General features: G+C 72.1%; 23 protein-coding genes. 13 read left to right on the top strand and 10 right to left on the bottom strand.

Annotated features, from left to right (window positions below):
• Positions 1 to 41: 41 nt before the first annotated feature.
• Genes AB0O07_RS20935 through AB0O07_RS20925 form a run of 3 tightly spaced genes read left to right on the top strand, consistent with a single transcriptional unit; the run spans position 42 to position 3,768 of the window.
• Positions 42 to 2,108 carry a hypothetical protein gene (locus AB0O07_RS20935; protein WP_365635414.1) on the top strand — a complete coding sequence of 689 codons (2,067 nt, stop codon included), beginning with the start codon at positions 42 to 44 and terminating at the stop codon, positions 2,106 to 2,108.
• Complete coding sequence (locus AB0O07_RS20930; protein WP_365635412.1) at positions 2,105 to 2,650, top strand: hypothetical protein; 546 nt, start codon at positions 2,105 to 2,107, stop codon at positions 2,648 to 2,650. Before AB0O07_RS20935 ends, AB0O07_RS20930 begins: the two co-directional genes overlap by 4 nt.
• On the top strand, positions 2,647 to 3,768 hold the full coding sequence (locus AB0O07_RS20925; RefSeq protein ID WP_365635410.1) for a glycosyl hydrolase: 1,122 nt from the start codon (positions 2,647 to 2,649) through the stop codon (positions 3,766 to 3,768). The genes AB0O07_RS20930 and AB0O07_RS20925 overlap by 4 nt, the downstream gene beginning before the upstream one ends.
• Here the strand turns inward: AB0O07_RS20925 and AB0O07_RS20920 are convergent.
• The 6 genes from AB0O07_RS20920 to AB0O07_RS20895 form a co-directional block, all read right to left on the bottom strand.
• A complete protein-coding gene (locus AB0O07_RS20920; protein WP_365635408.1) occupies positions 3,738 to 6,380 on the bottom strand; it encodes a lipopolysaccharide biosynthesis protein in 2,643 nt (880 codons plus the stop codon). The genes AB0O07_RS20925 and AB0O07_RS20920 overlap by 31 nt on opposite strands.
• Positions 6,373 to 7,614 carry a DegT/DnrJ/EryC1/StrS family aminotransferase gene (locus tag AB0O07_RS20915; RefSeq protein WP_365635406.1) on the bottom strand — a complete coding sequence of 414 codons (1,242 nt, stop codon included), beginning with the start codon at positions 7,612 to 7,614 and terminating at the stop codon, positions 6,373 to 6,375. The genes AB0O07_RS20920 and AB0O07_RS20915 overlap by 8 nt, the downstream gene beginning before the upstream one ends.
• 148 nt (positions 7,615 to 7,762) lie before the next feature.
• On the bottom strand, positions 7,763 to 8,245 hold the full coding sequence (locus tag AB0O07_RS20910; protein ID WP_365635404.1) for a GNAT family N-acetyltransferase: 483 nt from the start codon (positions 8,243 to 8,245) through the stop codon (positions 7,763 to 7,765).
• 8 nt (positions 8,246 to 8,253) lie between these two features.
• Positions 8,254 to 9,087 carry a class I SAM-dependent methyltransferase gene (locus AB0O07_RS20905; RefSeq protein ID WP_365635402.1) on the bottom strand — a complete coding sequence of 278 codons (834 nt, stop codon included), beginning with the start codon at positions 9,085 to 9,087 and terminating at the stop codon, positions 8,254 to 8,256.
• 55 nt (positions 9,088 to 9,142) lie between these two features.
• Complete coding sequence (locus AB0O07_RS20900) at positions 9,143 to 10,054, bottom strand: LLM class flavin-dependent oxidoreductase (protein WP_365635400.1); 912 nt, start codon at positions 10,052 to 10,054, stop codon at positions 9,143 to 9,145.
• Between the two features lie 133 nt (positions 10,055 to 10,187).
• The gene (locus AB0O07_RS20895) at positions 10,188 to 11,099 is read right to left on the bottom strand and encodes an RNA polymerase sigma factor SigF (protein ID WP_365635399.1); all 912 of its coding nucleotides are present in this window, start codon (positions 11,097 to 11,099) and stop codon (positions 10,188 to 10,190) included.
• 297 nt (positions 11,100 to 11,396) lie between these two features.
• Between AB0O07_RS20895 and AB0O07_RS20890 the strand changes: the two genes are divergently transcribed.
• Positions 11,397 to 11,765, top strand: coding sequence for an STAS domain-containing protein (locus AB0O07_RS20890; RefSeq protein ID WP_365635397.1), 369 nt, complete (start codon positions 11,397 to 11,399; stop codon positions 11,763 to 11,765).
• Between the two features lie 356 nt (positions 11,766 to 12,121).
• A complete protein-coding gene (locus tag AB0O07_RS20885) occupies positions 12,122 to 12,610 on the top strand; it encodes an ATP-binding protein (RefSeq protein WP_365635395.1) in 489 nt (162 codons plus the stop codon).
• 198 nt (positions 12,611 to 12,808) lie between these two features.
• Here AB0O07_RS20885 and AB0O07_RS20880 read toward each other — a convergent pair whose 3' ends face one another.
• Positions 12,809 to 14,347 (bottom strand): oligopeptide:H+ symporter, encoded by a 1,539-nt coding sequence (locus AB0O07_RS20880; RefSeq protein WP_365635393.1) that lies wholly within the window; start codon positions 14,345 to 14,347, stop codon positions 12,809 to 12,811.
• 364 nt (positions 14,348 to 14,711) lie between these two features.
• Here AB0O07_RS20880 and AB0O07_RS20875 point away from each other — a divergent pair, with 364 nt between their 5' ends.
• Both AB0O07_RS20875 and AB0O07_RS20870 read left to right on the top strand, forming a co-directional pair.
• Positions 14,712 to 15,389, top strand: coding sequence for a response regulator transcription factor (locus tag AB0O07_RS20875; RefSeq protein ID WP_046504321.1), 678 nt, complete (start codon positions 14,712 to 14,714; stop codon positions 15,387 to 15,389).
• A 34-nt stretch (positions 15,390 to 15,423) separates the two neighbouring features.
• Positions 15,424 to 16,707, top strand: a complete 1,284-nt coding sequence (locus AB0O07_RS20870) for an ATP-binding protein (RefSeq protein ID WP_365635391.1) — start codon at positions 15,424 to 15,426, stop codon at positions 16,705 to 16,707.
• Between the two features lie 42 nt (positions 16,708 to 16,749).
• On the opposite strand, the gene AB0O07_RS20865 is transcribed toward AB0O07_RS20870, so the two are convergent.
• A complete protein-coding gene (locus AB0O07_RS20865) occupies positions 16,750 to 17,235 on the bottom strand; it encodes a GtrA family protein (RefSeq protein ID WP_365635389.1) in 486 nt (161 codons plus the stop codon).
• 186 nt (positions 17,236 to 17,421) lie between these two features.
• Between AB0O07_RS20865 and AB0O07_RS20860 the strand changes: the two genes are divergently transcribed.
• Genes AB0O07_RS20860 through AB0O07_RS20850 form a run of 3 tightly spaced genes read left to right on the top strand, consistent with a single transcriptional unit; the run spans position 17,422 to position 20,311 of the window.
• Positions 17,422 to 18,573, top strand: coding sequence for a 5-(carboxyamino)imidazole ribonucleotide synthase (locus AB0O07_RS20860; RefSeq protein ID WP_365635387.1), 1,152 nt, complete (start codon positions 17,422 to 17,424; stop codon positions 18,571 to 18,573).
• The gene (purE, locus tag AB0O07_RS20855) at positions 18,570 to 19,094 is read left to right on the top strand and encodes a 5-(carboxyamino)imidazole ribonucleotide mutase (protein ID WP_365635385.1); all 525 of its coding nucleotides are present in this window, start codon (positions 18,570 to 18,572) and stop codon (positions 19,092 to 19,094) included. The genes AB0O07_RS20860 and purE overlap by 4 nt, the downstream gene beginning before the upstream one ends.
• A gap of 8 nt (positions 19,095 to 19,102) precedes the next feature.
• Positions 19,103 to 20,311: a dipeptidase gene (locus tag AB0O07_RS20850; protein WP_365635780.1), complete on the top strand. Its 1,209-nt coding sequence runs from the start codon at positions 19,103 to 19,105 to the stop codon at positions 20,309 to 20,311.
• A 71-nt stretch (positions 20,312 to 20,382) separates the two neighbouring features.
• Here the strand turns inward: AB0O07_RS20850 and AB0O07_RS20845 are convergent, their stop codons facing one another.
• A complete protein-coding gene (locus AB0O07_RS20845) occupies positions 20,383 to 20,754 on the bottom strand; it encodes a VOC family protein (protein ID WP_365635383.1) in 372 nt (123 codons plus the stop codon).
• Positions 20,755 to 20,876: 122 nt separating this feature from the next.
• On the opposite strand from AB0O07_RS20845, the gene AB0O07_RS20840 reads away from it, so the two are divergent.
• Positions 20,877 to 21,413, top strand: coding sequence for a CGNR zinc finger domain-containing protein (locus tag AB0O07_RS20840; protein ID WP_365635381.1), 537 nt, complete (start codon positions 20,877 to 20,879; stop codon positions 21,411 to 21,413).
• Between the two features lie 126 nt (positions 21,414 to 21,539).
• Here AB0O07_RS20840 and AB0O07_RS20835 read toward each other — a convergent pair whose 3' ends face one another.
• Positions 21,540 to 22,895, bottom strand: a complete 1,356-nt coding sequence (locus tag AB0O07_RS20835) for a UDP-glucose/GDP-mannose dehydrogenase family protein (RefSeq protein WP_365635379.1) — start codon at positions 22,893 to 22,895, stop codon at positions 21,540 to 21,542.
• A gap of 216 nt (positions 22,896 to 23,111) precedes the next feature.
• Here AB0O07_RS20835 and AB0O07_RS20830 point away from each other — a divergent pair, with 216 nt between their 5' ends.
• Both AB0O07_RS20830 and AB0O07_RS20825 read left to right on the top strand, forming a co-directional pair.
• A complete protein-coding gene (locus AB0O07_RS20830; RefSeq protein ID WP_365635377.1) occupies positions 23,112 to 24,284 on the top strand; it encodes an acyl-CoA dehydrogenase in 1,173 nt (390 codons plus the stop codon).
• Between the two features lie 98 nt (positions 24,285 to 24,382).
• On the top strand, positions 24,383 to 24,781 hold the full coding sequence (locus AB0O07_RS20825) for a VOC family protein (RefSeq protein WP_365635375.1): 399 nt from the start codon (positions 24,383 to 24,385) through the stop codon (positions 24,779 to 24,781).
• The last annotated feature ends 24 nt before the right edge of the window (positions 24,782 to 24,805 follow it).

Here is a 24,805-nt window from a genome sequence, read left to right as displayed (position 1 = left end):
GGCGGGTAGTAACTGAGTGTGACGAGGGGGGAAGGTGTCTCATGACCACACGCGCCAATGTCAGGGCCGGCTCCGACGCGGGGACGGAAACCGCAGGGACGGAAACGGGGACAGGAGCGGGGACGGAAGCGGTTCCGGCGGCCGACGGCCCGGCGACCACGCTCGACGCGGCCGGTGCGCCCGGTGCGCCCGGTGCGTCCGACGTGCCTTCCCCGCGCACGGATCCGCTCCCGCCGCGCCCGCCGCTCCCTCCGCGCCGTGGCCCGGGGGCCGCGTTCCTGATCCGGTTCCAGCGGTTCCTCACCTGGCCGCCGCTGCTGATCGCCGCGGCGCTCTGGACCTGGTCCCTGCCCCGGATCGGCTTCCGTGACATCGGGGAGTTCGGGCTCCTCGACCGGTTCCCGTACGCGTTCTACGCCTCCCTGGCGGTTCTCTCGCTCGGCTTCCTGATCAGCCTGCGCCGGGCCGGGACCGCCCCGTGGTGGCCGCTGACCTACTGCGTGGCGATGCTCGTCGCCCTCAAGGCGCCACCGGGCATCCTCTACGACACCGTGCGGTACGCCTGGGCGTCCAAGCACGACGCGGTGATCGCACGGCTGCTCGCCGAGGGCACCGTCCATCCCCAGGTGCGGCTCTCCGGAGGCATGTCCGCCTACGACCAGTGGCCGGGCTTCTTCTCCCTCAACGCGGCGCTGGTCAGGGCCTTCGGGGTGCACGGCGCCGCCTCGTACACCAACTGGGCGCCGGTCCTCTTCGGGCTGCTGATGCTCCCGGTGCTGGTGCTGATCTACCGCACCTTCACCGACGACTGGCGGCTCGTCTGGACCGCCATCTGGATCTTCCAGCTCGCCAACTGGGTGGGCCAGGACTATCTGGCCCCGCAGGGCTTCGCCTATCTGCTCTTCCTGACCGTGTTCGCGGTGGTGGTACGGCACTTCGTGCGGCCCGGATCGGCCGGGCGGCTGCGGGAGCGCGCGCGGCTCGACCCGTCCGCGACCTCCGTGCCACCGCCCACCACCCCCCGGCAGCGTGCCGTCTGCGTGGCGATCCTCGCCCCGCTGATCGCCGCCATCAACGCCTCGCACCAGCTCACACCCGTGATGCTCTGCATGACACTGCTGGCCCTCTGCCTGACGCGCCGCTACCGGAACATCGGACTGCTCGTGGTCATCGGCGTCATCATGCTGGTCTGGGATCTGACGATGGGACGCGTCCTCTTCCTGGACACGCTCGCCACCCTGCGGGACTCGGCGGGCGACCTGCTGAAGAACTCCCGCGCCGGATACGCGGGCGAGCCGACCGGACCGGGGCCCGAGCTGGTGGGCACCGCCAACATCCTGATGGTGCTGGTCCTGGGCGCGCTGGCCGCCACGGCCGTACTGCTGCGGCGGCGGCTGGTGCGCAGCGCGCTGCCGCTCCTGCTGGCCGCCGCCGCGCCGGTGCCGCTCTTCGCGGTGAACGACTACGGCGGCGAAATGCTCTTCCGCGTCTATCTGTTCGGACTGCCGGGCACCGCGTTCTTCGCGGCCGCCGCGCTGGTGCCGCCCGCGGCGGGGCGGGCGAAGGCCCGGCGGATCGCCCGGCGGGCGGGCGCCCTGGCACTGCCCGTGGCGCTGGCCGCCCTGCTGGCGGGCTTCCTGCCCTCGTACTACGGCAAGGAGGGCATGCAGTACGCGCCCCCGGCCGAGAACGCGTTCGTCGAAGAGTCCTACCGGCAGGCGCCGTACGGCTCACTGATCCTCGCCGCCAACGGCTCCTTCTCGGGGGCGTACTACCGCTACGACCGGTACGAGCGGTGGTTCTTCACCGAACAGGACGTCCCGGCCAACCTGGAGATGCTCAAGGACCCCGCCGGCTATCTCGACGCGGGCATACCGGAGGGGCGCCCCGCGTATGTGATCCTCACCCCGGCCCAGGAGAGAACCACGACCGGCGAGGGGTATCTGCCGCCCGGGAGCTTCGCCCGGATGCGGGCCGCCCTGAAGCGGTCACCCCACTTCAAGGTCGTACGGGAGACCCCTGACGGCCTCTTCCTGGAGCACGTACAGACCCCCTCGCCCACCCCCGCGCCCAGCACATCCCCCGCTCCCGCCACCCCGGCCCGATGACGAACCCGGAGGCAGCCGCCATGGACCAGAGCACCACCCGCGACCCGCGACTTCCCGCCGGGCCGGAGCCACGGCCGCAGACGCCGTCGTACGCGGAACCACACCCCGGGCCCCACTCCGGACCACGCCCCCGGCGGCGCTCGTGGGCGGGGCGGAAGCTCTGGCTCAGAGGGGGGCTCGCGCTCTGCGGGTGGCCGGCGCTGGCGGCGACGGCGCTCCCGGACGGGCACCCGCTGCGCTGGATCACCGTCCTGCTCTTCGTCCTCCTCGGACCCGGCTGCGCCCTGCTCCTCCCGCTGCCCGGCAGCCTGCGCCCGGCCGCCCGGCTGGAGGTCCTGGCGCTGGCCGGTCCGGTGAGTCTCTCGCTCGCGACGCTCACCGCCACCGCGCTCTTCCTCGTCGCCGGCTTCACCACCCCGCTCTTCCTGGGGTCGCTCGCGGTCTTCTGCACCGTCGTGGGGCCGCTGCCCGCCGTCCCGCTCCCCGCGGCGACCCGGGGCGCGGCCGAGCGGGCCAAACCCGATCCGGAGGTCCATATATGACCAGCCGTCCCGTGCGGGCGGCGGCAGGCCGGGGCACCTGTCTGGCGCTCGTCCTGGCCGCCGTCGGCGCGCTGCTCGCCGGACTCGGGGTCTGGGTCGCCCGGATGGAGAAGAGCGACCGGGAGGCGGGGCTGCCCCTGCCGGAGAACGCCGCCTCCGGCGATCTGCCGCCGGGCCGGTGCGTCCCGGACGAGAAGCTGGCACCGCCGTGCGGGGCCTGGTGGGGCGCGTATGTGCCGTACGCGGCCAACGGGTCGCTCACGGAGGCGGTGTACGGCTTCGAGAAGAAGATCGGGCGCAAGCTCGATCTCGTCTACAACTACCACGACATGTCCAACACGCAACGCGACGGCGTGCTGCTCACCCCGGACGAACAGGAGCTGGGCCGGGACCGCATGCTGATGCTCGCCTGGGAGTCCACGGTCTGGACCGAGCCGCACCACGAGAACTGGACGGAGACCCAGCTCGGCTGGGCCAATGTCGCGGCCGGGAAGTTCGACGAGGAGATCATCGATCCGCAGGCCAGACGGCTCAAGGCGTACGGGAAAAGGGTCTTCTTCTCCTTCGACCAGGAGACGGACTTCCGCACCCCGGACGCGGGCACGCCCGAGGAGTTCATCGCGGCCTACCGCCATATCCACGACCGGTTCGAGGAACTCGGCGTGGACAACGTGGTCTGGGTGTGGACGGTCTCCGGCTATCTGGGGCACGCGGAACTGATGAAGTCGCTCTACCCGGGCGACGAGTACGTCGACTGGATCGGCATGGACCAGTACAACTACTACCGCTGTCAGCGCAACGCGCGCTGGCTCGACTTCGAGAGGAGCCAGCGGCCCACCTACGAATGGCTGCGCGCGAACATATCGGACCGCAAGCCCATCATGCTCTCTGAGTTCAGCACCGCACCCGATCCACAGGACCCGGAGCGGCAGCGCGGCTGGTACCAGCAGGTGCCCGAGGTGGCGCGGAAGCTGCCGGAGGTCAAGGCGCTGGTGCACTGGAACCGCCCGGTGCCGGGCCCGCACTGCGATCTGACCGTCAACCAGGGCCCGGCGCTGGACGGGTACCGGGAGGCGGGCCGCGACGACTACTTCCGCCAGCCGGTCCCGTTCCGCTGACCCCGGCCGTTCCGCTGTCCCCGGCCGGCCCGTCGGCCCCGTACCGTGCCGGTCCCGCCGCCCGCCCGCCGTACCGTCCGGACAAGGAGGACCACCCCCGTCACCCCGGCCAGCGCCAGCGACACCGGCACGGCCACCCCGGCGAAGTGGTCCTGGGCGGACCACCAGGCCACCGCCAGCACCCACACCACCGCCGAGACGACCCGCCCGTCAGCGCCCACCGCCCGCAGTGCCAGGGCGACCAGGGCGAGGCAGAGCAGTTGGAGGGCGACGGGCAGGGCGCGCGGTACCGCCTCGGGGCCCGCCGCTCCGAGGGCGCCCGCCAGCGCCTCCGTCAACGGCCGGTGCCAGAGCCCCGACAGCCGGTCGGGCCACACCCCCAGCAGGGGCGGCGCGGTGTGCAGGGCGGCGAAGGCGACCAGGGGGCCCAGGACGAGCAGCGCGGGGCCGGGGCGTTCGAGCGAGACGGCGGCGCACTGCACGACGATCAACAGGATGCCCGCGACGAGCGTGAGAGGAGGCAGTACGGCGAGGAGCTGAGGGCCGGTGAGCTGGTCGCGGCCGATGTCGCCGAGCCGGGCCAGCGGGATCCAGAACAGCCCGGAGGAGAGCCCGAGCAGCAGCCAGAGCACGGTGACGGTCCGGCTCTCGTCGATCCGGTCGGCGGGGACCGGAGGGAGCGCGGAGCCGTGCCCCGGCTCGGCTCCCGGCCGCCGGCCCTGCCGGCCGCCCCGGTCAAGCTGTCCGTCCCGGCCGCCCCGGTCAAGCTGTCCGTGCCGGTCGTGCTGTCCGGGCCGGCTGTGAGGGTCCGGTACCGGCTCGCGTTCCGGGACCGGGACGGGCAGGCCGAAGGCGGGGGTCGGGGTGTCGTGGGCGCCGCGCAGGTAGGCGGTGCGCCCGGCCCAGGTCGTTCCGTACACGGCGTCCCGCGCGGCCAGGGCGTCGTCGGCGCGCCCTCCTTCGTCCCACCCTCCGGGCGCGGCGGGCGGGAGCAGGCCGGCCCGGCGCAGGGCGGTGGTACGGGCCCAGGTGGTCCCGTAGTACCCGAGGTCTCCCTCGTCGTCTCCGGCCGCTCCGCCCCGCGCCCCGCCCGCCCGTCCCCCGCGCACCCACGGCCGGCGGCCCGTACGGCCGCCGGCCCATCCGGCGCCGTCCTTCGAGCGGTGCCGGTAGCGCAGGGCCGCGCGCAGCCCCGGCGCTGCGACCAGGGCGATCAGTGTCATGGAGAGCAGCATCGCCAGTCCGGCGCCGGAGATCCCGGCGGGCCCGAGCAGTACCAGCGCGCTGCCCAGCACCAGAACGCACATGGCGCCCTGGAGCGCGGCGAGCATGCCGGTACGGCCCTGGACCCGCAGCACGCCGATGTAGAGCTCGACGACGACGCGGGGCAGCGCGGCGGCGGCCAGCAGCCGGAGCACGGTGGCGCCGTGCTCGGCGTAGTCCGCGCCGAACGGGGTGAGGATCTGCGGGGCGAAGACCACCAGGACCAGTACCACCGGCACCAGCAGCAGCGTCATCCGGCGCAGCGCCCCGCGCACCCCGTCCGCCAGCCGGTCGGGGCTGTGCGAGGCGTGCGCGGTGAGCGAGGAGGCCATGTTGATGGCCATGAACTCCATGGTGCCGCCCACGGTGTAGGCGGTGTAGAAGAAGGCGTTGTGCGCGGAGTCGAAGCGGACCGCGACCATCACGGGCAGCAGGTTGATCATGGCGAGGCTGAAGAGCGCCCCGACCGAGTCCCCGGCGAGGAAGCGTCCGATCTCCTGGATCCGGGGCGGTTCGCGGTCGCGGTCGGCGGCGGCCTGACGCGGGATCAGCCTGCGGAAGATCAGCCAGCCCAGCGGGACGACGGAGAGGGCGATGGCCGCCGCCCAGGAGACGAAGACGCCGAGCACGGGCAGGGCGGTGGCGAAGGCGGCGAGCAGCAGCAGTTTGGCGAGGGAGAACACGGCGTTGCCGACCGGCACCCAGAACGCCTTGCGCAGCCCGGTCAGCACCCCGTCCTGGAGGGTGAGCAGGGCCCAGGCCACACAGGACGCGGTGAACAGCACCCCCGCGCCCACCCCGCCGAGCGGCGCGTAGGAGGGGCCCCACAGGTCGAGCGTGGCGAGAAAGACGACGCAGGCGACGCAGACGACGAGCGAACTGACCGCGTACGCCCGCCACACGAGCGGCCCGGTGGCCCGGCCGGCCCGGGGGACGTAGCGGACCACGGCGCCGATCATGGTGGTGGCGGTGATCGAGGCGAGCAGCCGCATGGCGGCGATGGCGGCGGAGCCCTGGCCGACCGCCTCCTCGGTGTAGTAGCGGGCGGCGACCAGCCAGAAGCCGAGGCCGAGGGCGGCGGAGACGCCGGTGGAGAGCATGAGCGCGTAGGCGTTCCGGAACAACGAGTCCCGCTCCCCAGCGCCCGAACCCGATCCGGCGCCCGAGCCGGAGCCGGCCTCCGCGCCCGCGCCGGAGCCTGTTCCCCTGCCCGTGCCCCTGCCCGTGCCCGTGCCCGTGCTGGAGCCCGCCCCCGCGTCCGCGCCCGTGTCCCTGCCCACGCTCGCGTCGTCCTCAGGCTCCGCCCCGCCGCCGCCCGTCTCTCTCGCGCGCCGAACGGTCTCAGCCACCGCTCCCGCTCTCCCCCCGCTCCCCCCACGCCCGTTCAGCGGGGCGGGTGCCCGCCTTGGTGAGGGCGGTGATCGCGCGCTCGGCGTGGCGAGGGTCGACGGGCAGGGCGTGCCGGGCGAACCATGCGGCGGGCTCCGGCGCGGGCGAGGCGTCAGTGAAGTCCGGGCCCGCGTACGCGTCGAGCGGCGGGTCGTACAGATACCCGGTGGTGATACGGCGCCGGGCCAGCGCGGCGATCGCCGCGTCGCGATCCGCCACCAGCAGCGGCACCCGGAAGAGCGGCTGCACGGGGCCGGCCGCCGCGCCCGGCGCCGCCCAAGGGCTCGCCAGCAGCCGCCGGGTGCCCTCACGGTGCGCGGTCAGCGTCGCGTCGAGCCCGCGCAGCAGCCGCCCGGTGCGTCCGAGACGGGTGCGGCCGGGGCGCAGCCGGTAGTCGTGCAGGTCGACCCGGACCCAGGGTTCGAACCGCCCGATCCCCGGTGCCCCGGCCAGCGCCCCCCGCAGCTCGGCCGGGCGCAGGGGCATCCGGATCTCCGCCCGTTCCTCCTGCCCGAGCGCCCGCAGCGCCGCCCGCGCGGCCCGGGTCAGCCGTAGCCCGCGTACCCCGGCCTCCGCGTACGGCCGTACGGCATAGGCGAGCTCGGTGGTGAACCGGGTGGGCCTGAGCAGCGCGTCCCGCATCCGCGTCAGATCCCTGCGCATCCCCGGATCCGCGAACGCGAGAAAGCCGCCGGTCTTTGCGCCCACATGCTTGGAGAGGCTGAAGACCGCCGCGTCCCCGAACCCCCCGACCGGCCGCCCCCCGGTCTCGCTGCCGATGGCGTGCGCGGCGTCCTCGATCAGCGGGATGCCCAGCGCGTCGCATCGCAAACGGAGTTGGGGCGCGGGGTCGGGGTTCCCGTACAGATTGGTGGTGAGCACGGCGGAGAGCCCGCGCCAGACCGAGTGCGGCACGGCCCCGACGTCCACCGACCCGTCGCGCGGGTCCAGCGGCGCCTGTACGGGGCGCAGCCCGGCGGCGAGCACGACGAAGAGGATCACGTCGTCGTTGACCGGCGACATCAGCACCCGTCCGCCCGGCGGGCACCAGTGGCGCAGCGCCACATAGAGACCGAGCCGGCACGACGGTACGTACAGACACTCCCTGCCCAGGCGCCGGTGCATCAGCGACTCCAGTTCCGAGTACGCCGATCCCCCCGAACGCGCCGCCAGGTAGCCCTCCCCAAGAGCCATTCCGTATCCCCCCTGCCCCGGCTCAATGTGTCCCATACCGGACGCCCCGTCAATAAGGCCCCCGCCGGACACACCCCATCCGGTCACCTCACCTGGTCACCCCATCCGGTCACCCCATCCGGTCCCCCCACCCGGTCACCCCATCCGCTCACTCCGCGAGAGCCCGCGTGAACCGGAGCCCGGGACGCCCGTTCAGCTCCACCTCACCGACCTGCCGGAACCCGCTCCGTACCAGCACCATCCGCGAACCGACGTTGTCCACCGCGGCCCTGGCCCGCAGCGAGGAGAGCCCGTACTCCGCGACGGCCACCTCGCACACCCGCCGTACCCCGTCCCGCGCCACCCCGCGCCCGGCCGCCCACGCGGCCACCCGGAACCCCAGCTCGGCCGCGCCGTCCGCCACATCGACCAGATTGAACCGCCCCCACACCGCCCCGTCCGCGCCGGCCAGCACATGGAAGTGGCACTCCCCGGCCTCCTGCTCGGCGAGCAGCGCCCGGTGCAGCTCCCCGAACCGCTCGAAGTACGCGTCCCCCCGGTCGGGGATGGAGGCCGCGAAATAGGCGCGGTTCTCGCGCTCGAAGGCGAGCAGCGCGTCGGCATGCCCGGCACCGAGCCGCTGAAGTTCCACCCCGCCCCCTAGGCGCGCGGCGGGAGGCGGTAGACGGAGACATGGGACCGGTCGTCGGCGGTGAGTTCGGTGCCGGTCCAGTCCGCGTGCCGGGACTCCAGCTCGAAGCCGGCCAGTTGGGCCATCAGGTCGAGTTCGGCCGGCCAGATGTAGCGGTGCGGGCTGCGGGTCAGCTCCGCCTCGGTGCCCTCGCCGAAGTTGAAGTGGTGCGACACGACCCGCTGGCGCAGTACGTCGTACGTGTCCAGCCCGATGTACCCCGGCTCGGAGGTGAAGATGGTGCCCGCCTGGCCCGGAGGAAGTTTGCGCAGTTCGGGCACCCAGAGTTCGATCACGAACCGGCCGCCCGGGGTGAGATGGCGGGCGGCGTTGCGGAAGCACGCGACCTGCTCGGCCTGGGTGAGCAGGTTGGAGATGGTGTTGAAGACGAGATAGACCAGTGAGTACGTGCCGGGCGCGGTGGCGGTCGCCATGTCCCCGAGGATCACGGGGAGGGTCGCCTCGTCGGCCTTGGTACGGAGCTGCTCGATCATCGGCGGCGACAGCTCGATGCCGGTGACGGGCACCCCCCGCGCCGCCAGCGGCACCGCCACCCGGCCGGTCCCGACGGCGAATTCGAGCGCCGCCCCGCCGTCCGCGAGCGCGGCCAGCCGGTCCACGGTGGGGGTCAGGACCTCGGGCGCGAACATGCCCGTACCGGGGGTGTCGTAGCGCCGGGCGATCTCCGCACCCCAGACCTCAGCCCGCTCGTATCCCTGCTCGTGCCCCTGTCCCTGGCCCTGCACCTGGCTCTGGCCGTGTTCGTGTTCCTGCCCCTGCTCCGTGTCCTGTCCCATATCCATGGCGGCCACGGTGACCTTCCGGCTCGACCGTGTCCAACGGTTTTCCGGCGCCCGGTCAGCGGGCGAGGTGGGCCAGCGCCGCGCGGACCTGGGACAACGGTTCGTCGCCCACCGGGCGGAGGACCACCGTGGCGGCGCCCGCGTCCCACAGGCTCTCGATCCGCCGCGCCGTCGTCGCCGCGTCGCCCGCCGCCAGGAAGACCTCCTCCGGCGGGATGCCCAGCCACTCGGTGTACTCCGCGATCACCGGCGCCACCGCCTCGGCGACCCGCTCCGGCCGGTCGTCCACATGCAGGTGCGTGAAGGAGATGAGCTCGTGCGGCCGGGATACGGCGGCCGACGCGCGGCCCCGTCCGATCGTGCCGAGCGCGGTCTTCAGTACGCCGGGACCCTGGCCCTCGGCCATCACCGTGCCGTCCGCCACCCGCCCCGACAGCTCCAGCGAACGCGGCCGTACGACCCCGGCCACCAGCGGCGGAGCCACCTCAGGAGGATGTACCAGACGTACGCCGTCGATCCGCACCGCCCGGCCGGCCACCGTCACGGTCTCGCCGGCCAGCAGGCCCCGTACCGCCGTGATCGTCTCCTCCAGGAGCGCCAGCTTGACCGGGGAGGCGGCGCCGACCTGGGCCATCCACGGCGGGGCGCCGTGCCCGATGCCCGCGACGACCCGGCCCGGGAACACCCGTGCCAGCGTGGCGATCTCCATGGCGAGCAGCGCGGGGTTGCGCAGCGGCGCGGGCATGATGCCGATACCGACCCGCAGCCGTTCGGTGGCGGCCAGCGCGAGCGCCGCCGAGGAGACCCCGCCGGCCCAGGCCAGATCCTCCACGACCCACAGGTCGTCCGCCCCGAGCGCCTCCACCTCGGTGGCGTACGCGCTCAGCTCCTCCGGACGCCGGTCCCGGTCGAACATCACGCCGATTCTGCGGAGGGAGCGGGACGGAGCCGCGTCGTCACTGGTCATCACACGACCCTACTGATCGCGACGCCAACTGCCCAGAGCCCGAACTGCCCAGGGCGCGAACTGCCCAGGGGACGAACGGACTTCCCCGTCCCGCTCCCGTCCCGCTCCCGCCTCCGTAACGGATACGCTCCGCTCACTCCTCCAGGGTCAGGCCCTTTCTGAGTTTGACCAGCGTCCGGGTCAGCAGCCGCGACACATGCATCTGCGAGATGCCCAGCTCCTCCCCGATCTCCGACTGCGTCATGTTGGCGACGAAGCGCAGCGAGAGAATCGTCCGGTCGCGCGACGGCAGCCGCGCGATCAGCGGTTTCAGCGACTCGACGTACTCGATGCCTTCGAGCCCGTGGTCCTCGTACCCGATCCGGTCCGCGAGCGCGCCCTCGGAGTCGTCGTCCTCGGGCTGCGCGTCCAGCGAGCTCGCGGTGTACGCGTTGCTCGCCGTCATGCCCTCGACGACCTCCTCCTTCGTGAGGTCCAGATGTGCCGCCAGCTCGCCGACGGTGGGCGCGCGGTCGAGGCGCTGGGCCAGTTCGTCGCCCGCCTTGGCGAGGTCGAGGCGGAGCTCCTGGAGCCTGCGCGGGACGCGCACCGACCACGACGTGTCGCGGAAGAAGCGCTTGATCTCGCCGATGATCGTCGGCATCGCGAAGGTGGGGAACTCGACGCCCCGGCTCAGCTCGAACCGGTCGATCGCCTTGATCAGGCCGATCGTGCCCACCTGGACGATGTCCTCCATCGGCTCGCTGCGGGAGCGGAACCGGGAGGCCGCGAACTTCACCAGGGCGAGGTTCAGTTCCACCAAGGTGTTACGGACGTACGCGTAGTCATGGGTGCCCTCTTCCAGCGCGTCCAGGCGGGCGAAGAGGGTCTTCGACAGGGCCCGCGCGTCCACCGCGTCCACTTCGTCGAAGGGCGGGATCTCGGGCAGGACGTCGGACAGAGTGTCGGACGGAGTGACGTCGGTCTCAAGAGCTGCGGACGGAGTTGCCGACGGCGCGTGCTGGGTACGCGGTTCGTCGAGCCGGGGTGACATGGTCTCCTCCATACGTTCTCGGCATATGGCTGCCGAAGCCGATACGTGTTGCTACGGTTTGCGGCGCCTCCAAAGCCGGTCGCGGTCGGATGTGTCCCTACTAGCCCTACCCGCTTGACACGGACAGTTGCAAGTGTTAATTGCGCTATATGTCCGTATTGTGGGGGAGTTTGGGTACCGCCCGACGTGTGAAAGGCGTAATGTTCGACGGGCGTCGGACAGCCGTCATCGGCAGGTGATGACGGCGAGAGATGACGAGACGGGTCACTGTCGGCATGGTCGACACCATCGCGGCGAAGAGGGACGGGCATGGACCGCCAGACGGTCGGCAGCACGAACCGGGGCCGGCTTCAGGTCGGCGTGCGGGCCGAGGGCCGGAGCGAGGTAGTGACGGTCGCCGGTGAGCTCGATCACCATACGGCCGAGCTGCTGCGCGAGCCCTTGGACGACGCCGTCGACCGGGGCCGGGTGCGCCTGGTGATCGACTGTTCGCACCTCGAATTCTGCGACTCCACCGGGCTCAACGTCCTCCTCGGCGCCCGGCTGAAAGCGGAGGCCGCGGGGGGCGGCGTCCATCTGGCGGGGATGCGGCCGGTCGTCGCGCGGGTCTTCGAGATCACCGGCGCGGACGCGGTGTTCACCGTTCATGCCTCGCTCGCCGACGCTCTCGCCGAGTGAGCGGGCCGCTCCCGCCCTGATCGTTTCCGTCGCGTTGTTTCCGCTTCGCCGCCCCGTCGGGGGCCTCTGTGTTGCATGTGTCACGACGTCCGATCGGTGAAGTGGGTGTTGTCACGATTCGGAGGGGCAGAAGACCCCGGACAGGCCCCTGCGGGAGCCTGGAGCGACATACACGGTGACAGCAGTGACATACGAAGTGACGTACGAAGTGAAATGCGCAGTGCCGAAGTGACGCAGTACTGAAGTAGTGACCAAGTTTTGAGCCGCTGTAGTTCTTGTAGTGCTTGTCATCCTTGAAGTCTTCGACGTCCTATTGATGGACATACGCATTGGTGAATCGGTGAGGTGAAGCGCTGATGAGCACCACCCGGCAGCCGCCGCCGGGCGACCTCGGCCCCGAGTCGGACCGGCCGGGGCCTCCCCCCGTGGCGTCCGAGGCACGGGTGCGGACGCTCGTGCTGGCCGGTGCGAGCGGTGTCGTCCCGCTCGCGCGCGACTTCACCCGCCAGGCGCTCCACGACTGGGGCTGGCTCCCCGCCGCGACCGCGGACCGCCGCGCGGCGGCGGAGGATGTGCTGCTGGTCGTCTCCGAGCTGGTCACCAACGCCTGTCTGCACGCCGGCGGCCCCGAGGGGCTGCGGGTCGTCTGCGGCGCGAAAGTGCTCCGGCTGGAGGTCAGCGACCTCGGTACGGGCCAGCCCGCGCCCCGCTCCCCGCACCGCGCGGGGCGCCCCGGCGGGCACGGCATGTTCATCGTGCAGCGGCTCTGCGCGGACTGGGGCGTCACCAGGGCCCCGGGGACCGCGGGCAAGACCGTCTGGGCGGAGGTCTCCGCCCCCGCCTGACGCGGGCGGAGACCTCCGCCGCCGCCTGAACGTGGCCGGGCCCCCGCGCCGCCGCCTGACGCGCCGGCCCCCGCCTGACGCGTCGGCCCCCGTCTGACGTGCCGGGCCCCGCGCCCCCGCCTGACGCGCCGGCCCCCCCGCCGTGCTCGTGCGACGCGCGCGGGTGCGCCGGTGCGCGAGGGCCCCCGCGCCGTGCTCTCAGTGCACGTCGTGCATCAGCGCCCTGACCGACCTGCGGTAGAGGAAGACGGCCACCCCGGCCGCCGTCGCGAGCAGCGCCTCCAGGGCGACCACGCCCGTACGGCTCAGATTCACCCCGCCGATCGACAGCAGCCCCGTCACCGAGTCGCCCGCCGTCACCGCCAGGAACCAGACGCCCATCATCTGGCTGGCGTACTTCGCGGGCGCCATCTTCGTCGTCACCGAGAGACCCACCGGCGACAGACACAGCTCGCCCACGGTCTGGAGCAGATAGATCCCCACCAGCCACATCGGGGAGACCAGGGTTCCGCTCTCCGCCGACATCAGCGGCAGCAGGAAGAAGAAGAACGAGACGCCGATGAAGAACAGCCCCGCGGCGAACTTCGCGACCGTGCTCGGCTCCTGGCCCCGGCGGTTGAGCCAGAGCCAGAACCAGGCGGCGACCGGCGCCAGCGCCATGATGAAGACCGGGTTCAGCGACTGGTACCAGGAGGAGGGGAAGGTGAGCCCGAAGAGCGAGTTGGCCGCCTTCGTCGTCCCGAACGCCTGCACGGTCGAGCCGCCCTGGTCGTAGATCATCCAGAAGACCGCGGCGGCCACGAAGAACCAGATGTACCCGGACATCCTGCTCTGCTCGACCGCCGTCAGCTCCTTGTCCCGCTTGATCCGGATCAGTACGGCGGCCGGGATCACCAGCCCCGCGAGGGTCAGCGGGACCATCGCCCAGTTGAGGGTGAAGTGACCGGTGAGGACGACGACGGCGTAGCAGGCGGCGGCGATCAGCAGCCAGGTCAGCCCCTTGCGCAGCCACAGGGCGCGCTCCTGGCGGCTGAGCGGGGTCGGGACGACGCTGCTGCGCGGGCTGAGGTGCCTCGTACCGAACAGGAAGGTCGCCAGGCCGATCCCCATGCCGACGGCGGCCAGCGCGAAGCCCAGGTGCCAGCTGTACCGCTCGCCCACGGTGCCGATGACCAGCGGCGCGAAGAAGGCGCCCATGTTGATGCCCATGTAGAAGACGGTGAAGCCGCCGTCGCGCCGGGGGTCGTTCGGGCCTTCGTAGAGATGGCCGACCATCGTGGAGATGTTGGCCTTGAGCAGCCCCGAGCCGAGCGCCACCAGCGCCAGGCCGGCGAAGAACGTCCCCGTACCGGGCAGGGCGAGGGTCAGATGGCCCGCCATGATGGTGCAGGCCGCGATCGTCACCGTCCTGCGCGGCCCCCAGAGCCGGTCCCCGAGCCAGCCGCCGGGGAGTGCCAGCAGATAGACCATCGAGAGATAGATGGAGTAGACGGCCGTCGTGGTGGCCAGGTCCATCGCGAGGCCGCCGCCCTGGAGCCCCTTCGAGGCGTCGGGTCCGCCGGAGATCAGGTAGATGGTGAGCAGGGCCCTCATGCCGTAGAAGCTGAAGCGCTCCCACATCTCGGTCAGGAAGAGGGTGGCCAGTCCGCGGGGGTGGCCGAAGAAGGTCTTCTCCGGAACGCCCGGGGCGGGTGCGCCGGGTGATTCCGGTGAGTCCTTCATCAGGCTGGACGCCATGGATCGATCCTTCGTGGGGGGTCACACAGGAAAAGGACCTTTGGCACTCAACAGGCCAAAGGTCCTTGAACTGGTTCTCATGGTGCGAGTGGTGCTGGAAGTGTTCTTTCACCATACGGCATGGCAGAAGGTGATATGTGCGGCGGTGAGATCTGGATCACAGGTGCGGGGCGTCCGTGATCTCATTTTTGAAGGTTGATCATCTGTTCGCCCGTGGGACCGCAGGTGCGATACGGCGATACGGGCCCGGTGCGCCCGGGATCGAGCCGTCGCCGCTCCCCGCTCCGCCGTACGGTCCGCCGCGCGCCCCCGGACGCCGCCCGGGACTTCCCGGCTGCCGCCCTTCGCGGTCTACCATCACCCCATGACCCGTGTACTGCTCGCCGAGGACGACGCTTCCATTTCGGAGCCGCTGGCCCGCGCCCTGCGCCGGGAGGGATACGAGGTCGAGGTCCGGGAGGACGGTCCGACCGCGCTGGACGCCGGACTCCAGGGCGGCGTCGACCTCGTCGTCCTCGACCTGGGCCTGCCCGGGATGGACGGCCTCGAAGTCGCCCGCAGACTCCGGGCCGAGGGCCATGCCGTCCCGATCCTGGTGCTCACCGCCCGCGCCGACGAGGTGGACACCGTGGTCGGCCTGGACGCGGGCGCCGACGACTACGTCACCAAGCCGTTCCGCCTCGCCGAACTGCTCGCCCGGGTCCGGGCGCTGCTCCGGCGCGGCGCCGCCGACCCCGTACCCGCGCCGGCCACCCACGGCGTACGGATCGATGTGGAGTCGCACCGGGCGTGGATGGGCGATGAGGAACTACAGCTCACGGCGAAGGAGTTCGACCTGCTGCGGGTCCTGGTCCGGGACGCCGGCCGGGTCGTCACCCGCGATCAGCTCATGCGCGAGGTCTGGGACACCACCTGGTGGTCCTCGACCAAGACGCTCGACATGCACATCTCCTGGCTCCGCAAGAAGCTCGGCGACGACGCGGCGAACCCCCGCTACATCGCGACCGTACGGGGCGTCGGCTTCCGCTTCGAGAAGAGCTGACCACCGCCCGCGAGCCGGGAGCCGGGAGAGCACCGTGCGCCGCCGTCTGATCAGCTCCACGCTCGCCGTGGTGCTCGTCGTCATCGCCGTCTTCGGCGTATCCCTCGTCATCGTCGAGACCCGCACCATCAGCAACAGCGCCCAGGAGAGCGTGGACTCCGAGGCGCTGCGGCTGGTCTCCATCGTCGACAGCAGGCTGCTCGGCGGGGACCGCGTCACCGCGAAGGTCCTCTCCGAGCAGATCGCCGAGCGGCGGTACGCGCGGATCGAGATCCCCGGCCGCGCGCCCGTCGAGATCGGCGAGCGCCCCACCGGCAGCGTCATCCGCGCCACCGCCGACGGCGAGGAGGGCGAGACCGTCACCGTCGAGGAGGCGCGCTCCTCGGTCACCCGCGAGGTCGGCCGCACCCTGCTGATCATCGGCGCGGTGGCACTGCTCGCCGTCGTCGCCGCCGTCCTGCTCGCCGTACGCCAGGCCAACCGGCTCGCCTCGCCGCTCACCGACCTCGCGGAGACCGCCGAGCGCCTCGGCTCCGGTGACCCGCGCCCCCGCCACCGGCGGTACGCGGTGCCGGAGCTGGACCGGGTCGCCGATGTCCTGGACGCCAGCGCCGAGCGGATCGCGCGGATGCTCACCGCCGAGCGCCGGCTCGCCGCCGACGCCTCGCACCAGCTCCGCACCCCCCTGACCGCGCTCTCCATGCGGCTGGAGGAGATCACCGCCACCGACGACCTGGACACGGTCAAGGAGGAGGCCACCATCGCGCTCGCGCAGGTGGAACGGCTCACCGATGTCGTCGAGCGGCTGCTGACCAACGCCCGCGACCCCCGTACCGGCTCCGCCGTCGCCTTCGACCTGGACGAGGTCGTCAAGCAGCAGATCGCGGAGTGGCGGCCCGCCTACCGGAGCGCCGGACGCGCCATCGTCTGCTCGGGACGCCACGGCATGCGGGCGGTCGCCACCCCCGGCGCGGTCGCCCAGGTGCTCGCCGCGCTGATCGAGAACTCGCTGATGCACGGCGGCGGTACGGTCGCCCTGCGCACCCGGGTCACCGGGAACCAGGCGGTGATCGAGGTGACCGACGAGGGGCCCGGCGTACCGGCGGACCTCGGGGCGCGGATCTTCGAGCGGACCATCAGCGGCCGCAACTCCACCGGGATCGGCCTCGCCGTCGCCCGCGATCTCGCGGAGGCCGACGGCGGGCGGCTGGAGCTGCTCCAGCAGCAGCCGCCGGTCTTCGCGCTCTTCCTCAGCCGGGAGGCCGCCGTGAGCCAGGCGCACCGGGAGCCCCCGGAACCGGACCGCCCGGTCCGCTGACCGCTGCCCCGGCGGACCGCCCGGCCCGCCTTCGGCGGTGTCTCAACGGATCCCGGCGGGCTCCGAGTCCGACCGCTCCGCGCCGTCGGCCGGCGCGGGCAGCGCCCGGAAGACCCAACTCCGGTACGACCAGAAGCGGAAGAGCGTGGCTATCGCGATCCCGAGGAACTTGAACACGTTGCTCTGCAACGGGGAGTCCCAGCCGAAGCCGTACGTCGCCGTGTACAGCACCCCGTTCTCGATGACCAGGCCGACCACGCTGAACAGCAGGAAGAGCGTCAGCTCGCGGGTGCGGCGGGTCTTGTCCCGGTCCCGGTACGTGAAGTAGCGGAACCCCACGTAGTTGCAGGCGATCGCCACCACCGTGGCCAGGATGCTGGCCCGGACCACCGGCAGCTCCGTCACATGCCGCACGAGGTTGAAGACCAGCAGGTTGACCAGGAGCCCCACACCGCCCACCGCGCCGAACTTGGCGGCCTCGCGCACGAGCCGCCCCAGTCGCACGCGCAGCGCGCCCTCTTCGCTCATCTGCCTGCTCAGCCCCGTCCGGTGTATGGCCGGCCGGTGTGGGACCGGCCTCGCGTCGGACCATGCTAACCAGCGGCCTCCGGGCCCGCCCGGCTGTCCACAGGCCCGTGGGCCCGCGCATCCGGCCGGGGAGGGCGCCTGTGGACAAGTGAGGGGGCCCGGCCGGGCGGCGGCTAGGCTGGGTACGTGACATTTCCGGTAGTCGGCATGGTCGGGGGCGGTCAGCTCGCCCGCATGACCCACGAGGCGGGCATCCCCCTCGGCCTCAGGTTCAAGCTGCTCAGTGACACCGCCCAGGATTCCGCGGCCCAGGTGGTGAGCGAGGTCGTCGTGGGCGACTATCGCGATCTCGACACGCTGCGTGACTTCGCGCGCGGCTGCGACGTGATCACGTTCGACCACGAGCATGTCCCGGTCGGGCATCTGCGCGCCCTGGAGGCCGACGGCATCCCCGTCCGGCCGGGCCCCGAGGCGCTGCTGCACGCCCATGACAAGGGCGTCATGCGCGCCCGCCTCTCCCAGCTCGGCGCGCCCTGCCCGCGCCACCGGATCGTGGCCGACCCCGCCGACGCCGCCGCCTTCGCCGCCGAGGGGGACGGCTTCCCCGTCATCCTGAAGACGGTGCGCGGGGGATACGACGGCAAGGGCGTCTGGCTCGTACGGAACGAGGAGGAGTGCGCGGAGCCGTTCCGCGCCGGGGTCCCCGTCCTCGCCGAGGAGAAGGTCGACTTCGTACGTGAGCTGGCCGCCAATGTGGTGCGCTCGCCGCACGGCCAGGCCGTCGCCTACCCGGTGGTCGAGTCCCGGCAGGTCGACGGGGTCTGCGACACCGTCATCGCGCCCGCGCCCGGCATCTCCGAGGAGCTCTCGGGCGAGGCCCAGCGCCTCGCCCTGCGGATAGCCGCCGAGCTGGGCGTGGTGGGCCATCTCGCGGTCGAGCTCTTCGAGATCCGGGGAGCCGACGGCACACCCGGCATCCTCGTCAACGAGCTGGCGATGCGCCCCCACAACTCCGGGCACTGGACCCAGGACGGCGCGGTCACCTCGCAGTTCGCCAACCATGTGCGGGCGGTCCTGGACCTGCCGCTGGGCGACCCGCGTCCGCGCGCGCCCTGGACGGTCATGTGCAACGTCCTGGGCGGCGACTTCCCGGACATGTACACGGCGTATCTGCACTGCATGGCCCGGGACCCGCAGCTCAAGATCCACATGTACGGCAAGGACGTGAAACCCGGCCGCAAGGTGGGGCATGTCAACACCTACGGCGACGACCTGGACGACGTGCTGGAGCGCGCCCGTCACGCAGCCGGATACCTCAGAGGAACGATCACAGAATGACACCCCCTCTTGTCGGAGTCGTCATGGGCTCGGACTCGGACTGGCCCGTCATGGAGGCGGCGGCCAAGGCCCTCCACGAGTTCGGGATCCCCTACGAGGTGGATGTCGTCTCGGCCCACCGGATGCCGCGCGAGATGATCGCGTACGGCGAGGACGCGGCGGACCGCGGACTCAAGGCGATCATCGCGGGCGCGGGCGGCGCGGCCCACCTGCCGGGGATGCTGGCCGCGGTCACCCCGCTGCCGGTGATCGGCGTCCCCGTACCGCTGAAGTACCTCGACGGCATGGACTCGCTGCTCTCCATCGTCCAGATGCCGGCCGGCGTCCCGGTCGCCACGGTCTCGGTCGGCGGCGCGCGCAACGCGGGGCTGCTCGCCGCCCGGATCCTCGCTGCGTACGACCCGGAGCTGCTGACCCGGATGCGGGAGTTCCAGCAGGAGCTCAACGACCAGGCCGCCGAGAAGGGCAAGCGGCTGAGGGCGCGGACCGAGGGCTCCGAGCACTTCGGATTCGCCCGGTGACCGCGCAGGTGCCGGCTCCGGCGGCGGCCGACCCGGAGCTTCTGGCGGCGGCCCGCGCGCTGCTCGCCGACGCCCCCGTCGTCGACGGCCACAACGACCTGCCGTGGGCGCTGCGCGAGCAGGTGCGGTACGACCTGGACCGCCTGGACATCGCCGAGGACCAGTCGGGGCGGCTCCACACCGACCTGGCCCGGCTGCGGCGCGGCGGCGTCGGCGGGCAGTTCTGGTCGGTGTACGTACGCTCCGACATGGCCGGGGACGACGCGGTCAGCGCGACGCTGGAGCAGATCGACGTGGTCGGCCGGCTCATCGCCCGCCACCCCGACGCGCTGGCCCGCGCGCTGACGGCCGACGACATGGAGACCGCGCGCCGCCAGGGCCGGATCGCCTCGCTGATGGGCGCCGAGGGCGGCCACTCCATCAACAACTCCCTCGCCACGCTGCGCGCCCTGTACACCCTGGGCGTCCGGTACATGACGCTCACCCACAACGACAATCTGCGCTGGGCCGACTCGGCGACCGACGCCCCGTCGGTGGGCGGGCTCTCGGCCTTCGGCCGCGAGGTGGTCCGGGAGATGAACCGGACCGGCATGCTGGTCGACCTCTCGCATGTGGCCGCCACGACGATGCGGGACGCGCTGGAGACCACCGTGGCGCCGGTGATCTTCTCGCACTCGTTGTCCCGCGCGGTCTGCGACCACCCGCGGAACATCCCGGACGACGTCCTGGAGCGGCTGCCCGCCAACGGGGGCGTCGCGATGGCCACGTTCGTACCGAAGTTCATCCTCCCCGAGGCGGTGGCCTGGACCCGGGAGGCGGACGCGAACATGCTGGCCCACGGTCTGCACCCGCTGGCCATGACGCCCGACGCGATGCGGGTCCACGAGGACTTCGAGGAGGCGAACCCGCGGCCGGTCGCGACCGCGGCCACGGTCGCGGACCACCTCGACCACATGCGCGAGGTCGCGGGCGTCGACCACATCGGCATCGGCGGCGACTTCGACGGCACGGCGTTCACCCCCAGCGGCCTGGACGATGTCGCCGGGTACCCGAACCTGATCGCCGAACTGCTCGCCCGCAAGTGGTCCGCCGCCGACCTGGCCAAGCTGACCTGGGGCAACGCGGTCCGGGTCCTCCGCGCAGCGGAGGACGTCTCCCGCGCCCTGCGCCGCGAACGCCCCGAGTCCCTGGCGACCATCGACGACCTGGACGCCTGAACCACCCGGCCGGGGAGGGGCCGCCGGACCCGGGCGCCCCCTCCCCGGTCACCTCCCCGTGCCCCGCACGCTCAGCAGGCGCAGAGACAGAACGGGTGCCCCGCGGGATCCGCATACACCCGGAACGTACGCGTCCGGTCCTCCGTGTCCAGCGGTACGGCCCCCAGCGCCAGCACCTCCCGCTCCGCCGCGTCCAGATCCGGCACCGTCACATCCAGATGGACCTGCTGCGACCGCTCCGCCGAGGGCCACGAGGGCGCCACATACCCGGGCGCGGCCTGGAACGCCAACGCCGTCCCCGCCACCCCCTTCAGATCGACCCACCGCTCCTCCCCCTCGGCGACCTCGGCGATCTCGCCCCCCAGCAACTCGGCGTAGAACCCGGCGAGGGCGACCGGGTCGGGGCAGTCCAGGACGATGGCGCCGAGCGTGGCGATGGCCATGGTGTCACTCCTCAGAAATCCGTCGAGCCTCTTGCCCGGGGCGCCCACCGGTGGTTACCGGTAAGCCCCCACAAGAGGTAACCGTTACCGCATACTCCCGCATAGGAGGTAACGTCGCAACCATGAATACCCGTCCGCCCGCGCCCGGGGGGCTCGCTCTGGTCGAGTCGTTGGTGAACTCGCTGGATGTCGAGACGGGGGCCGATCTGCTCGACACGGTGGAGGGGCGGGCCGGTTTCGGGCTGGCGGAGGAGGAGGTTCCGGGGGCTCGGGTGCTGCGGGAGGCGCTGCGGGCCGCGTGCCTCGCGCACACGGGTGTCCAGGTCCGCGGGCGTTCCGCCGCCGACCTGGATCTTCTCCTTGCCCGGGCGCCGCTCCGGGTGGGGGTGGACGGCGAAGGGGTGGCGGCCCTCAGGGCGGCCGGTGCGCCTGACGCGTTGCTCTCCCGGGTGGCGCTGGCCATCGCGGAGGCGGTGGCGGACGGGACCTGGGGGCGGCTCAAGGCCTGCGAGGCGGAGGACTGCCAGTGGGCGTTCTACGACCGGAGCCCGGCGGGACGGGGGCGGTGGTGCGTGATGTCGGTCTGCGGGGCCCGCGCCAAGATGCGGGCCTACCGGGCCCGGCTGACGGAGGGCGAAGGACCGGCCCCGCGCCCCTGAGCCGGGGCCGGGGCCGGGGGAACGTCACGCCGTTGAGCCGGGGCCGGGGGAGCCGGGGCCAGGTGGCCCCCGCCCGACGTCGGGCCGGGGCCGGGCGGGTGTTGTTCAGGCGTGCGGGGGTGTTGTTCAGGCGTTTGGGCGGCCCATCGCGCGGTAGGTCCAGCCCGCCTCGCGCCACCGGGCCGGGTCCAGGGCGTTGCGGCCGTCCAGGATCAGGCGGCGGGAGGCCGCGGCCCCCAGTGCCGCCGGGTCCAGCTCCCGGAACTCGCGCCACTCCGTCAGATGCAGGACCACATCCGCGCCCCGTACCGCCTCCAGCGCGGAGTCCGCGTACCCCAGCGTCGGGAAGAGACGCCGCGCGTTGGCCATGCCCTTCGGGTCGTAGACGGTGACCTGGCCGCCCTGGAGGTGGATCTGGCCCGCGACATTGAGCGCGGGGGAGTCCCGTACGTCGTCGGAGTCCGGCTTGAACGTCGCGCCGAGTACGGCGACCCGCTTGCCCAGGAAGGAGGAGTCGCCGCCGACCGCCTCCCGCGCCAGCTCCACCATGTGGCCGCGCCGCCGCATATTGATCGAGTCGACCTCGCGCAGGAACGTCAGCGCCTGGTCCGCGCCCAGCTCGCCCGCGCGCGCCATGAACGCCCGGATGTCCTTCGGCAGACAGCCGCCGCCGAAGCCGATGCCCGCCCGCAGGAACTTCCGGCCGATCCGGTCGTCGTGGCCCAGCGCCTCCGCCAGCTTGGCGACATCGCCGCCCGCCGCCTCGCAGACCTCCGCCATGGCGTTGATGAACGAGATCTTCGTCGCCAGGAAGGAGTTCGCCGACGTCTTGACCAGTTCGGCGGTCGGGAAGTCCGTCACCACGAAGGGCGAGCCCTCGGCGATCGGCGTCGCGTACACCTGGCGGAGGGTCCGCTCGGCCTCCTCGGCGCGCGGGCCGTTCACCCCGATCACGATCCGGTCGGGGTGGAGCGTGTCCTGTACGGCGTACCCCTCGCGCAGGAACTCCGGGTTCCACGCGAGCGTCACCTCCGGTCCCGCCGGGGCCAGCTCCGCGATCCTGGCCGCCAGGCGCTCCGCGCTGCCCACCGGGACGGTGGACTTGCCGACGACCAGCGCGGGGCGGGTCAGCCGTGCGGCCAGGCTCTCGACGGCCGCGTCCACATAACTCATGTCGCAGGCGTACTCGCCGTGCTTCTGCGGGGTGTTGACGCAGACGAAGTGCACATCGCCGAAGTCCGCGACCTCCGCCCACTCCAGGGTGAAGCGGAGCCGCCCGGTCGACCCCTCGATCCCGGCGACATGCTTGCGCAGCAGCTCCTCAAGACCGGGCTCGTACATCGGGACCCGGCCGGAGGAGAGCAGTTCGATCTTCTCCGGCACCACATCGAGCGCCAGCACCTCGAAGCCCAGCTCCGCCATGGCCGCGGCGTGGGTGGCGCCGAGATAGCCGGTGCCGATCACGGTGATCTTGAGAGCCATGTGGGTGCTCCAGTGAGACGGGGGCAGAACGGGGCGGGTGCGCTGCCGAGCATATCCGCGTGCCATAAGCGCCCCGCAGGGGCACTTCTCCTCGCACTTCTCCTCGTACTTCCCCCTCCGGAGAGGCGTGTCGGCGAACTCACCTATGCCAGGGGCGCCCACCCCGTCTAAAATCGTGTTACTTAACGGTAGTTAGCATCCTGGGGAGTGAAGACCGTGGCCGGACCGGCAGACTTCGACCTGTACCGCCCCGCCGAGGAGCACGAGATGCTCCGCGAGACCGTCCGCGCGCTCTCCGAGGCGAAGATCGCCCCGTTCGCCGCCGCCGTGGACGAGGAGGCCCGCTTCCCGCAGGAGGCGCTGGACGCCCTGGTCGCCTCCGATCTCCACGCGGTCCACGTCCCCGAGGAGTACGGCGGCGCCGGCGCCGACGCGCTGGCCACCGTGATCGTCATCGAGGAGATCGCCCGGGTCTGCGCCTCCTCCTCCCTCATCCCGGCCGTCAACAAGCTCGGTTCGCTGCCGGTGATCCTCGCCGGGAGCGAGGAGCTGAAGAAGAAGTACCTGCGCCCGCTCGCCCAGGGCGACGCGATGTTCTCGTACTGCCTCTCGGAGCCGGACGCGGGCTCCGACGCGGGCGGCATGAAGACCCGGGCCGTCCGCGACGGCGACCACTACGTCCTCAACGGCGTGAAGCGCTGGATCACCAACGCGGGCGTCTCCGACTACTACACGGTCATGGCCGTCACCGACCCCGACCGGCGCACCAAGGGCATCTCGGCCTTCGTCGTCGAGAAGTCCGACGAGGGCGTCTCCTTCGGTGCCCCGGAGAAGAAGCTCGGCATCAAGGGCTCGCCCACCCGCGAGGTCTATCTCGACAACGTACGGATCCCCGCCGACCGCCTCCTCGGTGCCGAGGGCACCGGCTTCGCCACCGCGATGAAGACCCTGGACCACACCCGTATCACCATCGCCGCCCAGGCCCTCGGCATCGCACAGGGCGCCCTCGACTACGCCAAGGGGTATGTCCAGGAGCGCAAGCAGTTCGGCAAGCCGATCGCCGACTTCCAGGGCGTCCAGTTCATGCTCGCCGACATGGCGATGAAGGTGGAGGCGGCCCGCCAGCTCACCTACGCGGCGGCGGCCCGCTCGGAGCGCGTCTCCGAGGGCTCCGCCAAGGAGGACCTGACCTTCTTCGGCGCCGCCGCCAAGTGCTACGCCTCGGACGCGGCGATGGAGATCACCACGGACGCGGTCCAGCTCCTGGGCGGGTACGGGTACACGCGCGACTACCCGGTGGAGCGCATGATGCGGGACGCCAAGATCACCCAGATCTACGAGGGGACGAACCAGATCCAGCGGATTGTCATGGCCCGCAACCTGCCCTGATTCCGCTCCGGGGCGAGAACGCGGACCGGGACACGCTGGTCAAGGCGGCCGAGGCGGCCGGATAGAGCTTCGGCCACGGCCCCGGCTAGGGTCCCGGCATGATGACGCACATATCCTCGACGGTGCTCTACGTCGGCAACCAGGGGGTCTCCCTGGCCTTCTTCCGCGACACCCTCGGCTTCGAGGTCGTGAAGGACCTGGAGATGGGACCGGGCTCCCGCTGGCTGGAGGTCAGGCCGCCCGGCGCGCAGACGTCGATCGTCCTCTCGGACGCCGCCGCCTTCGGCAGGACACCGGGGGAGGGCGCCGAACTGACCTTCATCGCCGACGACGTGGCCGCCACGGTCAAGGAGCTGCGCGCCCGGGGCGCCACGGTCTCCGACCCGACGGTCGAACCCTGGACCACCTTCGCCACCGTCGAGGCCCCCGACGGCAAGAGGGTCCTCTTCAAGGAGGCCAAGGACTCCCCGGAGGCCAGGGGCATCTGGGAAGCCTGACCGTCAAGGAGCCCCGGCCCGGCC

Source organism: Streptomyces sp. NPDC093085, from assembly GCF_040683935.1.
Classification (GTDB): Bacteria; Actinomycetota; Actinomycetes; order Streptomycetales; family Streptomycetaceae; genus Streptomyces.
This window is presented reverse-complemented; position numbering and strand designations above follow the sequence as displayed.